General features: G+C 71.6%; 12 protein-coding genes. 2 read left to right on the forward strand and 10 right to left on the reverse strand.

Annotated features, from left to right (window positions below):
- Positions 1-24 precede the first annotated feature (24 nt).
- Both AB0M95_RS31485 and AB0M95_RS31490 read left to right on the forward strand, forming a co-directional pair.
- Complete coding sequence (locus tag AB0M95_RS31485) at positions 25-2,277, forward strand: hypothetical protein (RefSeq protein WP_363772390.1); 2,253 nt, start codon at positions 25-27, stop codon at positions 2,275-2,277.
- A 2,666-nt stretch (positions 2,278-4,943) separates the two neighbouring features.
- The gene (locus AB0M95_RS31490) at positions 4,944-6,065 is read left to right on the forward strand and encodes a hypothetical protein (RefSeq protein WP_363772393.1); all 1,122 of its coding nucleotides are present in this window, start codon (positions 4,944-4,946) and stop codon (positions 6,063-6,065) included.
- 225 nt (positions 6,066-6,290) lie between these two features.
- On the opposite strand, the gene truA is transcribed toward AB0M95_RS31490, so the two are convergent.
- The 10 genes from truA to AB0M95_RS31540 all read right to left on the reverse strand — a co-directional run.
- Complete coding sequence (gene truA, locus AB0M95_RS31495) at positions 6,291-7,385, reverse strand: tRNA pseudouridine(38-40) synthase TruA (RefSeq protein WP_363772396.1); 1,095 nt, start codon at positions 7,383-7,385, stop codon at positions 6,291-6,293.
- A gap of 158 nt (positions 7,386-7,543) precedes the next feature.
- Positions 7,544-8,086 (reverse strand): 50S ribosomal protein L17, encoded by a 543-nt coding sequence (rplQ, locus tag AB0M95_RS31500; RefSeq protein ID WP_358524470.1) that lies wholly within the window; start codon positions 8,084-8,086, stop codon positions 7,544-7,546.
- A gap of 222 nt (positions 8,087-8,308) precedes the next feature.
- A complete protein-coding gene (locus AB0M95_RS31505) occupies positions 8,309-9,325 on the reverse strand; it encodes a DNA-directed RNA polymerase subunit alpha (protein ID WP_114032755.1) in 1,017 nt (338 codons plus the stop codon).
- Positions 9,326-9,446: 121 nt separating this feature from the next.
- Positions 9,447-10,073, reverse strand: coding sequence for a 30S ribosomal protein S4 (rpsD, locus tag AB0M95_RS31510; RefSeq protein ID WP_114032754.1), 627 nt, complete (start codon positions 10,071-10,073; stop codon positions 9,447-9,449).
- A 20-nt stretch (positions 10,074-10,093) separates the two neighbouring features.
- Positions 10,094-10,498, reverse strand: a complete 405-nt coding sequence (gene rpsK / locus AB0M95_RS31515; RefSeq protein WP_012887860.1) for a 30S ribosomal protein S11 — start codon at positions 10,496-10,498, stop codon at positions 10,094-10,096.
- 90 nt (positions 10,499-10,588) lie between these two features.
- Positions 10,589-10,969: a 30S ribosomal protein S13 gene (rpsM, locus tag AB0M95_RS31520; RefSeq protein WP_358524474.1), complete on the reverse strand. Its 381-nt coding sequence runs from the start codon at positions 10,967-10,969 to the stop codon at positions 10,589-10,591.
- 198 nt (positions 10,970-11,167) lie between these two features.
- A complete protein-coding gene (gene rpmJ, locus AB0M95_RS31525) occupies positions 11,168-11,281 on the reverse strand; it encodes a 50S ribosomal protein L36 (protein ID WP_003956441.1) in 114 nt (37 codons plus the stop codon).
- A gap of 106 nt (positions 11,282-11,387) precedes the next feature.
- Positions 11,388-11,609, reverse strand: a complete 222-nt coding sequence (gene infA / locus AB0M95_RS31530) for a translation initiation factor IF-1 (protein ID WP_012887858.1) — start codon at positions 11,607-11,609, stop codon at positions 11,388-11,390.
- A gap of 199 nt (positions 11,610-11,808) precedes the next feature.
- The gene (locus AB0M95_RS31535) at positions 11,809-11,982 is read right to left on the reverse strand and encodes a hypothetical protein (protein ID WP_358524478.1); all 174 of its coding nucleotides are present in this window, start codon (positions 11,980-11,982) and stop codon (positions 11,809-11,811) included.
- A gap of 217 nt (positions 11,983-12,199) precedes the next feature.
- Positions 12,200-12,461: hypothetical protein (locus AB0M95_RS31540; protein ID WP_363772403.1), on the reverse strand; the 262-nt coding region annotated here is incomplete at its 5' end.

A 12,461-nucleotide genomic window follows, 5' to 3' on the forward strand; every position in this document is an offset into this window, starting at 1 on the left:
GCGTCGCCGGGCTACTCTCGGCGCATGGGTTACCCCGGGGACCAGCCACCACGCCGTCAGCCTTACCGTCCGTACGAGCCGCCCGCGCCGACCGGTTCGCCCAGGCCGGAGGAGCGAACGGACGAGCGGGCCAGGGAGTCCGCGGCGTGGCCCACACTGCCCCCGGAGGAGGAGCGCGAGCCCGCGCGTCACCCGATGTCGCGCGTGGAGGAACGCCGCAGGCGCGCCGAGGGCCCGGTCGGCGACCCCTTGTTCGGCCCCCTCGACCTCGGCGACTCCGGCGACTCGCGCGAGCAGAGCCCTCCGGGTGGCTCGCTCTTCGGCACCTCCACGTATGGCACGGAGTCCACGTCCACGTACGGCACCGGGTCCACCTCGACGTTCGGCACGGGGCCCGCGTCCGCGTTCGGCACCGGCTCTCCGTACGGCACGGAGTCCACGTCCACATACGGCATGGATCCGGCGTCCGGGTACGGGACGAGATCCGAGCCCACGACCGACCCCGGGCTGAGCCTGGGTCCCGCCGGTCACGACCGGGGGTCCGTCGACAACCCGGCCCTCCGCACGGACCCGGGCCTGGGCGGACCAGGTGGCCTGCCCGGCGCCCCCTCTTTCGGCGCGGCCCCGTCGCCCTCCGCCGCCCCCGGCTTCGGCGGGACCCCGCCCTCCCGGCCCTCCCCGCCCTCTCTGCCCGGCGCGGGCTTCGGAGGCGATCAGACTCCCCCGTCCGGGACGAACTTCGGCGCGAATCCGGGTAGCCCGAGCGGCGCGAACTTCGGCGGCGCGTCGGCGAACCCGTCGGCGCCCGGCTTCGACTTCGGCGCGAACCCCCACACGTCGAACGGCTTCGGACAACCAGGCGCCGCCAACGGCTCCGGCTCGGGCCTCGGACAACCAGGCACCGCCACCGGCTCCGGCTCGGGCTTCGGGGATCCAGGCGCGGCCAACGGCGCCGGCTCGGCGTTCGGGGATCCAGGCGCGAGAGGCGACTCCGCGCATGGATTCGGATCCGCGTTCGGAGGGGTCGGCGGGGGCAGCGCCTTCGAGTCGCCCCGGGGACGCGGAAGCGTCTTCCAGGACCCCGAGGGCCCGAATCCCTTCGGCCGGCCGTCCGATCCCTCTGCCGGTCACCCCTTCGACCAGCCCTTCCAGCGTGCCTTCGAGAAGCCCGAGTCGCGTCCCTTCGAGCAACCCGGGCCGCAGGAGGCCCGCAATCCGTTCGAGACGCGCCAGCCCGCCTCCCGTCCCTTCGCCGACCAGCCAGGCGGCAACCCGTTCGAGCCGCCCCGCGCTCCGAGCCACCCGTTCGAGCCGTCGCGCCCCGAGGCGGACCCGTTCGGGACCGGCCGCACGCCCGTGAGTCCTTTCGAGCCGTCGCAGCCGCCGGGCGGCACGTCCGAGGGGGCCCGCGCCGAGGAGCGTCCGTTCGAGGCGTTCTCCCGCCAGGCCGGCGGGGCTTTCGGACGTACGGACGACGTCGGCGCGGCCGAGAACGGCGGGAAGTCGCCCCGTCCGCCGAAGGAGACGCGCAGGAGCGAGCCGGACCCTGGAGGCCGCTCCAAGGGCCCGCTGTTCGTCGTGGGCGGCGTCGTCGTGCTGATCGCCGCGGTGGTCGGGGGCATCCTGTTCCTGAACAACCTCGACGACGCCCCGCCGCCGACCGCCGCCCCGACCACGGGTCCCACCGCGCAGGTGCCCCTCGCGGCGGACAACGCCGGCAAGTACGGCTTCGCGGCCTCCCGCAAGACGGACCCGCAGCCGCTCACGCTCAACGAGATCTTCGGCCACAAGACGGTGAGCGCGCACGGCCGGTCGTACACCATGACGGTCCGGCGAACCGACAAGAAGTGCAAGGACGCCGTGCACGGGACGAAGATCCAGAAGTTGCTGACGGCCGCGGGCTGCACCCAGTTCCTGCGCGCCAGCTTCCGCGACAAGCCGGGCAACCTCATCGGGACGGTCGGAATCGCGAACCTGAAGAACGCGGCGGCGTCGAAGAAGGCCGCGAAGCCGGGCTCGGGCGACCAGCTCGCGGACTACGTCACGCCGCTGCCGGGCAAGGACACCGCGACCAAGCTGCTCGGCGGCCCCGGGGAGTCCTTCGCGACGGCGTGGCCCCAGGGGCACTACCTGGTCATGTTGTGGTTCCAGTACAAGGACGGGCACAAGCCGTCGAAGGCGGAGATGAAGCGTCTCAACCGGGCGGCCATCGACATCACCGAGGCGACCGTCTTCGCGGCGCTGGACACCCGGGCGCTCACAGGAGCACGAAACTGACCCCGGAACTCGTCAGGAGCGGACGTGGAGCCTCACGGAAGCGGGTCGGATTCCCCTAGAGGGGGAGATAAGCACACATATTGGGCCGCGAGCTAGACCCGGAAACGCCCATAACGGTATGCCGATCTCCGACTGTGGATACGCTTCCGCGTATGCGTGGCCAGGATTCCGGACCCGAGCACGAGCGAGAGACCGAGAGTTCGGGGGCTCCGGCAATGCCACCCCCCAGCTTCGGCCAGGCTTTCCCCGCCGTGCCCATGCCCGAACACACCCCAAGCCCTCTGGCGCCCCCTCACCTTCTGCCTCCTGACCACCCCCAGTCCCGCTCGGCCACCCCCTCGCCGTACCCCCCAGCTCCGAGCGGACCTGGCACTACACCACCCCCGCCCCCTCCCACCGGCCCCGGCGCTCCCGGCGGCACGGGCGTTCTGGGGAACCCAGGCGTCCCTGGCGGCCCGATGAGCCCAGGCGGTACGACGAGCCCGAGCAGCCCGGCGGGCCCAGGCGGAACGACGGGCCCAGGCGGTACGACGACCTCCAGTGCCCCGGGCTCCTGGGGCAGGCCCGAGTCGTGGGGCCGCAACGATGCCCAGCCCTGGCCCGCCGAGGAACGCTTCCCCACCGAGTACGACTGGTTCGGCCAGCCGCTCCAGCCCGCCCCCACGTCCCGCACTCCCAACACACCCCCGTGGCCATCCACCCAGCCCGGCCACCCCATGCCCTCGACCACCCCGGGTTCCCCCACGCCCCCCAACGACGCGGCGGGATCGGACACGCGACGCGCCGAGCCGGTCATGGAACCCTGGCCAGGAAGCCCCAACCCAACCCCCTCCAACTGGCAGCCCCCCACTTCAGCCCTCCCGGCGGACCCGCCCGCTCCCCCGCACGCCACCACAGGCCCGTCCGACCCGACGACCTGGCAGACCTCGTCCTCCGCCCTGCCCGGTGGTTCGTCCGCGCAGGGTCCCGCCGGTTCGGGGCACGCACGGGCAGGTGAAGTACCGATGTGGCCGGCCCCCGTGCTGCTGCCCGCCGATGCGCCTCCGGCCGACCCGCCCGCGTCTCCGGGCGCGTGGGCGGGGCCGGCAAGCTTCCCGCAGGACGCAGCCCGGAGGGGCACCGAGGCCACGAGCGTGCCGCAGGACGCGCCCTGGACGCCGCCGGGAACCGTGCCGCCGGTTCTGGGAGCACCCAGCGCGCGCCCGGCGTCGGCGCCGCAGGACGTCGGGTCCATGCCCGGCTCGTCCGCTCCGCAGGCCGCCGCCGGCCAGATCGTCTCGGGAGTGTCCGGCACGCCCGGCGTCCCCGGCGCGTCGCCGGCCGAGCGGACGGGGTCCGTACGCCCGGGTGAGCCGGGAGACGTACCCGTATGGCCGCTGACCCCCTTGCCCGGTCAAGGGGAGCGTTCCGGAGCACTGGCGGCGGAAGGCGGCGCCCTGGTGGGCGAGACCACCATCCCGGCCGGAGGCCAGGCGCCGCTCCTCCCAGGAGAGTCCACCATCCGCGTCCCGAGGACGCCATCCCCCGCCACGGGGACACAGCCGGACAACGCAGCCGGCGCCTCCCCGTCCCCCGCGGGTGCGAACCCGGGCGGCATCACTCCGTCACCGGCGGACGCCCCCGCCGCCGACGCCGCTCCGCCAGCCGTTCACCCAACCCCCAGCGACGCCAGTGCCCCCCTCGGTACCCCAACCCTCGGCGGCACCGCTCCGACCCTCAGCGGCGCAACTCCCGGCACCGCTCCCACCCTCGGTGCTCCAGCCTTCGGCGGCGCCACTCCGAGCTTCAGTGACACAACTCCCGGCGGCACCACGCCGCCCCTTAGCGGGACAACCCCAAGCAGCACCGCTCCCACCCTGGGCGACACGAATCCGGGGGCCACGGGTCCGGCCGCTGGTTACGGGAGCCCTGGCGTCACCGCTCAGCCCTCCGGTGACGCGAGCGCCGGGGGTGCGCCTTCGTCGTCTGGTGGGACGCCGCTCGGCGGCATGACTTCGCCGGCCTCACCCAGTCCGGGCTCACCCAGTCCGGGCTCACCCAGTCCGGGCTCAACGAGTCCGGCCGGTGGTGGCTCCGCTGCCACCGGGGACCTTCTGGACTCTCCGGCCGTCGCCGCGGGCACGCTGGGCGCGCCGAGTTCGGTCACCGCGCCCCAGACGCCGCCCGCCGACGCGCCCACACCCGCTCAGGACGCGCCCGGCCCGACATCGGAGGCCACCGGTACGGAGGGGCCCGCGCCCCTGACGCCCGGCCCCGGTCCCAAGCCCGCGCCGCCGATCCCGTCCCCCGGACCCGTACCGGCGCCGACGGTGCCCGCGCCCTCTCCCCCGCCTGCCCCGCCGACCCCTGCGCCGGCGCCGACCATCCCTGCGCCACGGCCCGCCGCGCCCGCATCGGTTCCGTCTCCCGAGACGCCGCCTCCTCCGGCGCAGGAGTCCCCTGGTGGCGAGCCTTCCACGGGCCGGAGGGGTATGCCCTTTCCCCGTTCGCAGGCAGGCCCACCGCCGAAGCCCGCGGCTCCTCCCGGACGCCGCCCGGGTACGCCGCTCCCCCCGGCGCCGGTGTCGCTGCCTCCGTGGCCGTCCCCGGCCGCTTCGCCCACGCCCGACTCGCCGGCGCCGGGCACGGCGGCGTCCCGTGGGGGCGGTCTCGCGGCAGGCCCGCCCGTGCCGGGGACACCGCTCCCTCCCGCACCGCTGACCAGCGACGCCCTCCCCCTCAGGTCGCCCGGGCGCCCGGCGGGCACGCCTCCGGAGACTTTGGGCACGCCGTCCGCCCTGGGGGTGGCGGCCACGCCCCCCGCCGCGGCCTTCCCCGCGTCGGGTGGTCTGTCGAGCACCTCGCCCGCGGTCACCTCCGCCTCGGCGCCCCCTGCCTCGCCTCTGTCCACGAGCAAGGAGATCGTCCCGGCGCGGTCCCTCGCGGGCTCGTCCGCGACCGGCTTCGGGCTGGGGGCCGACCGGCCGTCGTCCGGGCCTGTGGTCGAACGCCCGCCGTTCGTCCCTCCGGGTGCGGTTCCGGAGCTTCCGGCAGGGCCGAGTTCCACGCCGCCCGCGTCGTCCTCGCGGAAGCGGCTCCTGCTGGTCGGTGGGGCCGTGGTGGCGGTCGCCGCGATCGGCACCGCCGCCGTCTTCGGGTACCAGGCCTTCAACCGGGGCGGCGGCACGCCGGTGACCATGCCCGACCCGATCCCGTCCGTGGACGTCGTGATCCCCGAGCCCACGGATCTGCCGTCGGCCGAGCCGTCCCCGGCCATCACGACGGTCCTCAACTCGGAGAAGACCGATCCGAGGAAGCTGACCCTGAAGGAGGCGTTCGCCCGGCAGAAGGTGACGGTCGGCGGGCGCACGTTCGTCCGGACGAAGGTGAACATCACCGCCCAGTGGGAGAAGGCCGCCGTGGGGGCGTTCGCCAAGGCGCTGAAGAAGGCCGGGTGCAGCCGGATCCTCCGGGCGACGTACGTGGACGGGAAGCGGCGGTACGCCGTCACCACGGGCATCGCGGTGTTCCCGACCAAGGAGGCCGCCGTCGCGGTGGACAAGAAGAAGGATCTGGCGAAGACCCTGTGGTTCCGGGGGCTTGCCGGAGCGGCGGGGAGCGGCGCGGACAAGGTCGACATCTCGGGCGGCTACGCGTCCGGGCTGGTGTGGGGCCGGTACATCATCTTCAGCTTCGCCACCTACAGCGACGGGCACACTCCGACGGCCCAGGAGAAGGATCTCGGCCCGGTCAGCGGCGCGTTCCGGGACTACACCGCCCAGGTCATACAAAAACGCGTCATAGGCTGACCGGTCCGAAATGTCCTAAGCAATCGGCGGACGACCCACCCCTCGGCCCCGGCCCCGACCGGGAGCCGAGGGGACGACCCGGAAGTGCCGTGGGTCCCCTCGCCAGAGTGCCTCCGGTCCGGCCCCCAGCGCGGCCTGCGGTCCGGCCCCTGGTACGGACGTGCGAGCGTCGGCCCGCGCCGGACGCCGCCTCGCACGCCGACCGTCGAATAGGCCGAGGACGGATCAGCGGCTCAGCGTACGGACGCGGCGGGTCTGCCGGGCGCGGCTGATCAGTTCCTCGGGGCCGGGGTAACGGACCTCTTCCAGGCACAGGCCATGGGCGGGGGCCACGTTGACCCCGGAGTCGCGTACGGCGTTGATGAGGACGGTTCCCGGCCATTCGACCGGCCGGTTGCCCTCGCCGACGGCGAGCAGCGAGCCGACGAGCGCGCGGACCATGGAATGGCAGAACGCGTCGGCGACCACGGTGGCGACGAGCAGCCCGTCCCCCTCGCGCTCCCATTCCAGCCGCTGGAGCTCCCGGATGGTCGTGGCACCGTCGCGGCGCTTGCAGAACGCGGCGAAGTCGTGCTCGCCGATGAGCCGGGCGGCGGCGGCGTTCATACCGCCGAGGTCGAGGGGGCGCGGGTACCAGAGGACCTCGGCCCTGCGCAGCGGGTCCACGCCCCCGGGCGCGTCGCACACGCGGTACGCGTACCGGCGGGACAGGGCGGAGAACCGGGCGTCGAAGCCCTCAGGAGCCTCTGTGACGGCGTTCACCCGGACGTCCAGGGGCAGAGCGCCCGCGAGGCGCCGCAGGAGCGCAGCGAGCCGCTCAGCCATGGTCATGGGCGCCACGGGGTCGCTCCGGCGTCCCTCGGTGGCCCTGAGCGAGGCGACGGGGATGTCGACGTGGGTCACCTGTCCCCGGGCGTGCACGCCGGCGTCCGTACGGCCGGCGACGGTCAGGGAGGGAGGCGGGTCCAGGCGGAGGATGCGGCCGAGCGCCTGCTCCAGCTCCCCCTGGACGGTGCGCAGCCCTGGCTGCCGGGCCCATCCCGAGAAGTCCGTCCCCTCGTAGCCCAGATCGAGCCGCAGGCGGACGGTCGGCTCCCCCGCGTCCGCCCCTGTCCCCGGCGCGAGCCCGGCCACCGTCCCCGGCACGGGCGCGAGGTCGGACACCGGCTCGGGCATGCTCTCGGATACGGTGCCGGGCTCGGGCGCGGTCGTCTCGGAGGCGATCTCCGACCTGGCCGGAGCGGACATGGATGACGTGGACGACGCCGGCAGGGACGTCGCCGCAGCCTCGGGGGCGTCGTCAGGGGTTCCGGAAGTCACGGTTCCTCCTCTCGGAAGGATCGGCGAACGGCGGAGGGTCTGGAAACGGCGGAGAGCCTGGGAACGACACGGGCCCAGCGCACCGGTCGAGTGCGCTGGGCCCGTGTCGCGATCGATCATCGGCCGGGACCGAAGACCCCGGCATCACCACTGCCCGATCAGGCCTCGTCCTTCTTGGACTCGGTCTTCTCGTCCGCGGCGGGGGTCTCGTCCGCGGGCGCGGCGTCGGCCGGAGCCTCAGAGGAGGCGTCGGCGGGGACGTCGTTCTCGGGAAGCTCGACGATCTCCTCGGCGGGCGCAGCGGCGGCGGGAGCCGTACGAGTGGTGACCGTGGCGGCGTTCAGCGGCTCGCTCACCAGCTCGATCAGCGCCATGGGGGCGTTGTCGCCCTTGCGGGCGCCGAGCTTGGTGATGCGGGTGTAGCCACCGGGACGCTCGGCGAAGGTCGGAGCGATCTCGGTGAACAGGTGGTGGACGACGCCCTTGTCCTTCACCACGGTCAGGACCTGGCGGCGGTTGTGGATGTCGCCCTTCTTGGCCTTGGTGATCAGACGCTCGGCCAGCGGCCGGAGGCGCTTGGCCTTGGTCTCGGTGGTGCGGATGCGGCCGTGCTGGAACAGCTGGGTGGCGAGGTTCGCCAGGATCAGCCGCTCGTGGGCCGGGCTGCCGCCGAGACGTGCGCCCTTGGGAGGCTTGGGCATGGTCTATCTCCTTTGGGATCACCCGCTCCGGCCGTACGAGGTACCGGGGTCGGGCCGGGAGTCTTGGAGGCGGTCCCCCAGGACTCCCGTTCTCGGATGCCCCGCTCCGGCCGTGCCAGGTACCGGAGTCGGGCAGGGAGCCTCGGAGTCGGTGCTCCGGGGCTCCCGCTGACGTGGAACTTCGAGGCTTCGGGTACGCGATGAAGCCGGGCGCCCGAAGGCTCAGTACTGCTCGGTCTCGACGTAACGGGCGTCGTCGTCGTCGTAGTCGCCGCCGGCGACGGCCGTCGGGTCGAACCCGGGCGGGGAGTCCTTGAGGGCCAGCGTCATCTCGTGCAGCTTCTGCTTGACCTCTTCGATCGACTTGGCACCGAAGTTCCGGATGTCGAGAAGGTCCTGCTCGCTGCGGGCGACGAGCTCGCCCACGGTGTGGATGCCCTCGCGCTTGAGGCAGTTGTAGGAGCGGACCGTGAGGTTCAGCTCCTCGATCGGCAGCGCCAGGTCGGCGGCGAGCGCCGCGTCCGTCGGCGACGGGCCGATGTCGATGCCCTCGGCCTCGACGTTGAGCTCGCGCGCCAGGCCGAACAGCTCGACCAGCGTCTTGCCGGCGGAGGCCACCGCGTCGCGGGGCTTCATCGACGGCTTGGTCTCGACGTCGAGGATGAGGCGGTCGAAGTCGGTGCGCTGCTCGACTCGGGTGGCCTCGACCTTGTAGGTGACCTTGAGGACCGGCGAGTAGATGGAGTCGACGGGAACGCGGCCGATCTCCTGGCCGGGCTGCTTGTTCTGGGCGGCGGAGACGTAGCCGCGACCGCGCTCGACGGTCAGCTCCATCTCCAGCTTCGCCTTGCCGTTCAGCGTGGCGATGTGCAGGTCGGGGTTGTGCACCTCGACACCGGCGGGCGGCGCGATGTCGGCGGCGGTGACCTCGCCGGGGCCCTGCTTGCGCAGGTACATCACGACCGGCTCGTCGTGCTCCGAGGAGACGACCAGCGCCTTGAGGTTGAGGATGATGTCGGTGACGTCTTCCTTGACCCCGGGCACGGTCGAGAACTCGTGCAGCACGCCCTCGATGCGGATGCTCGTGACCGCCGCCCCCGGGATGGAGGACAGCAGCGTGCGCCGCAGCGAGTTGCCGATGGTGTAGCCGAAGCCCGGCTCCAGCGGCTCGATGACGAACCGCGACCTGGTCTCCTCGATGGACTCTTCGAGGAGGGAGGGACGCTGTGCGATCAGCATATGGGTTCTCCCCTGGTTCCGCGGGGCCCGCTATTTGACCACCGCGACGGTTCTTCCGACCACCCAGGGCGTGCCACCTCCGGATCGGAGGAGACACGCCCTTCGGACGGCCTGCGAGCTCTTACTTGGAGTAGAGCTCGACGATCAGCTGCTCCTGGACCTGCGTGTCGATCTGCTGGCGGACCGGGAGCTGGTGCACGAGGACGCGCAGCTTGTCCGGCACGACGCCGAGCCAGGCCGGGACGGTCCTGTCGCCGACGGTGGCGCGGGCCACCTCGTACGGCATGAGGTTACGGGACTTCTCGCGGACCTCGATGATGTCGTGCTCACGCACGCGGTAGGACGGGATGTCGACCTTCTTACCGTTCACCAGGATATGTCCGTGACGGACCTGCTGGCGGGCGGCGTCGCGCGAGACGGCGAGGCCGGCGCGGAAGACGACGTTGTCGAGACGGCTCTCCAGGATCTGGAGCAGGTTCTCGCCGGTCTTACCGGTCTTGCGGTTGGCTTCCTCGTAGTAGTTGCGGAACTGCTTCTCGAGGATGCCGTAGATGCGGCGGGTCTTCTGCTTCTCACGGAGCTGGAGCTGGTACTCCGACTCCTTGGGACGGCCGCGGCCGTGCTCACCCGGCGGGTAAGGACGGATCTCGATGGGGCACTTGGGGGACTCACACTTGGCGCCCTTGAGGAAGAGCTTGGTCTTCTCACGGCGGCAGAGCTTGCAGTCCGCTCCGGTGTAACGAGCCATTTCTCAGTCTCTCCTGGGCCTCAGACGCGGCGGCGCTTGGGCGGACGGCAACCGTTGTGGGGAACCGGGGTCACATCCTGGATGGAACCCACCTCCAGGCCGGTGGCCTGGAGCGACCGGATGGCGGTCTCGCGACCGGACCCGGGGCCCTTCACGAAGACGTCGACCTTGCGCATGCCGTGCTCCATGGCGCGGCGGGCGGCGTTCTCGGCGGCCATCTGCGCGGCGAACGGGGTGGACTTGCGGGAGCCCTTGAACCCGACGTGGCCGGCGCTGGCCCAGGAGATCACGTTCCCACTCGGGTCGGTGATCGAGACGATCGTGTTGTTGAACGTGCTCTTGATGTGGGCGTGCCCGTGAGCGACGTTCTTCTTTTCCTTGCGGCGCACCTTCTTCGGTGCGCCTTGGCGGCTCTTCGGCGGCATGTAGCGCTATCTCCTGAGGTGGTCGGTCCTGCTGCGTGTACGGGGGCGTGGGGCGGGCCGCCGGGCCCTGCCGGACACCCCCGGCGCGGACTACTTCTTGCCGGGCTTCTTCTTGCCGGCCACGGTCTTCTTCTTGCCCTTACGGGTGCGCGCGTTGGTCTGCGTACGCTGACCGTGCACGGGGAGACCGCGGCGGTGCCGGATGCCCTGGTAGCAGCCGATCTCGATCTTGCGGCGGATGTCGGCCTGGACTTCACGGCGCAGGTCACCCTCGATCTTGAAGGTGGCCTCGATGTAGTCACGCAGCGGCACCAGCTCGGTGTCGGAGAGCTGGTGGACGCGAAGGTCCCCGCTGATCCCCGTGGCCTGCAGCACTTCGAGAGCGCGGCTGCGGCCGATTCCGTAAATGTAGGTGAGAGCGATCTCCAGCCGCTTGTCGCGGGGGAGGTCGACGCCAACCAGGCGAGCCATGGTCGGGCATTCTCCTTCGATGTGGCGGAGGTCCTGCGCCTCACTACCCCTCCCCATGCCCGGGGTGAGGGCCCCGGCCTCCGACCGGGGGTCTCCCGCGTGGTTCGGCGTGCGCCGCCTGCGCGGGTGTGATGCGCGATTACGTCGTATTCACTTGTGACCGAGGGCCCGCGCGCGGCGGGCCTCACCGGGACGCGATCAGCCCTGGCGCTGCTTGTGGCGCAGGTTGTCGCAGATCACCATGACGCGACCGTGCCGGCGGATCACCTTGCACTTGTCGCAGATCTTCTTGACGCTCGGCTTGACCTTCATAGTCCTTGTCGTTTCCTCAGACGGCCCGCCCGCCGGCACTGCCGGTCGAGTCGCCCGCCCGTGCGCGCACGGCCGACCGGCTCTTCCTCGCCGCCGGGTAGGAGGCTTACTTGTATCGGTAGACGATCCGCCCACGACTAAGGTCGTAAGGGCTCAGTTCTACGACGACCCTGTCGTCGGGGAGGATCCGGATGTAGTGCATCCGCATCCGTCCGCTGATGTGGGCCAGGACCTTATGGCCGTTGTCGAGTTGCACCCGGAACATCGCGTTCGGCAGCGACTCAACCACAGTGCCCTCGATCTCGATGGCGCCGTCCTTCTTGGCCATGTCCCTCGCGTTTCACTGATCGGTCGTCTGAGGTTTCGGCACACTACGCAGCCGCGACCGCGAGCGCGTGAGAGAGCGGCGGATCGAACCGCCGGACGCGCAGATGGTCATAGTGAGCCGACAAAGAAGTGTACGACAACCGGCGAGGAATTGCGAAACGCCTGGCGCTTGTCCGGACACAACCGCCCACTACTCTACCTCAGACCTGCCTCTTGACGGGATTGGTGACGACGAGGGGATCGGGCACGCGGACGCGCCCACCCGGCCGCCGGTACCGCCGATACCCGGCCTGGGTGGGCGCGTGCTCACGGGAGGACACGCCAGGGCCGTCGGCGGCGGCGATCACGTGTCCAGTGCGCGGGCGGACGGTCACAGCGCTCGTCTTTCTCGGCGGTAACCCCCGTTGTCCGCTAAAGATCACTTACCCGTCAACAAACCGGGAAACTGCCATGAGTGGTAAAGCCTGCGTCCAATGCCCGTGAACATGAGAAGAGCGGGCGCCCCCCTGGAGCACCCGCCCGCGATCCCCGTCTCAGGTCCTCCTCGCTGGGACCGGAGACCTCACTTCACCCCCCACCGGCTCAGAAGCCCTAGTTCTTCCAGCCGCTCCAGTCGTAGTCGCGCGTGGAGCCCTCGCCGACCCGGAAGCGGAACCCGTCGATGTCACGGTCGTTGAAGAACAGGCGCGTGTGGTAGTGGCCGAAGGTCTTTTGATGCGCTCTCCGGCATGAATGCCGGAGATTCAGCCTGTGCCGCACGTGCGGCACTTCTGCGGCTTCCTGCTTCACCGACCTGCGCCACCGAAGCGGTCTTACCGGGTCTCCACAGGCTTTCGAACCCGAGGGCTCCGTT

This window comes from Sphaerisporangium sp. NPDC051017 (genome assembly GCF_040683095.1).
In the GTDB taxonomy this organism is placed as follows: Bacteria; Actinomycetota; Actinomycetes; order Streptosporangiales; family Streptosporangiaceae; genus Sphaerisporangium.

Coding starts and splice junctions, on each gene's coding strand:
- AB0M95_RS31485 (WP_363772390.1), top strand. CDS start 25: ATGGGTTACCCCGGGGACCAGCCACCACGCCGTCAGCCTTACCGTCCG.
- rplQ (WP_358524470.1), bottom strand. CDS start 8,086: ATGCCCAAGCCTCCCAAGGGCGCACGTCTCGGCGGCAGCCCGGCCCAC.
- AB0M95_RS31505 (WP_114032755.1), bottom strand. CDS start 9,325: ATGCTGATCGCACAGCGTCCCTCCCTCCTCGAAGAGTCCATCGAGGAG.
- rpsD (WP_114032754.1), bottom strand. CDS start 10,073: ATGGCTCGTTACACCGGAGCGGACTGCAAGCTCTGCCGCCGTGAGAAG.
- rpsK (WP_012887860.1), bottom strand. CDS start 10,498: ATGCCGCCGAAGAGCCGCCAAGGCGCACCGAAGAAGGTGCGCCGCAAG.
- rpsM (WP_358524474.1), bottom strand. CDS start 10,969: ATGGCTCGCCTGGTTGGCGTCGACCTCCCCCGCGACAAGCGGCTGGAG.
- rpmJ (WP_003956441.1), bottom strand. CDS start 11,281: ATGAAGGTCAAGCCGAGCGTCAAGAAGATCTGCGACAAGTGCAAGGTG.
- infA (WP_012887858.1), bottom strand. CDS start 11,609: ATGGCCAAGAAGGACGGCGCCATCGAGATCGAGGGCACTGTGGTTGAG.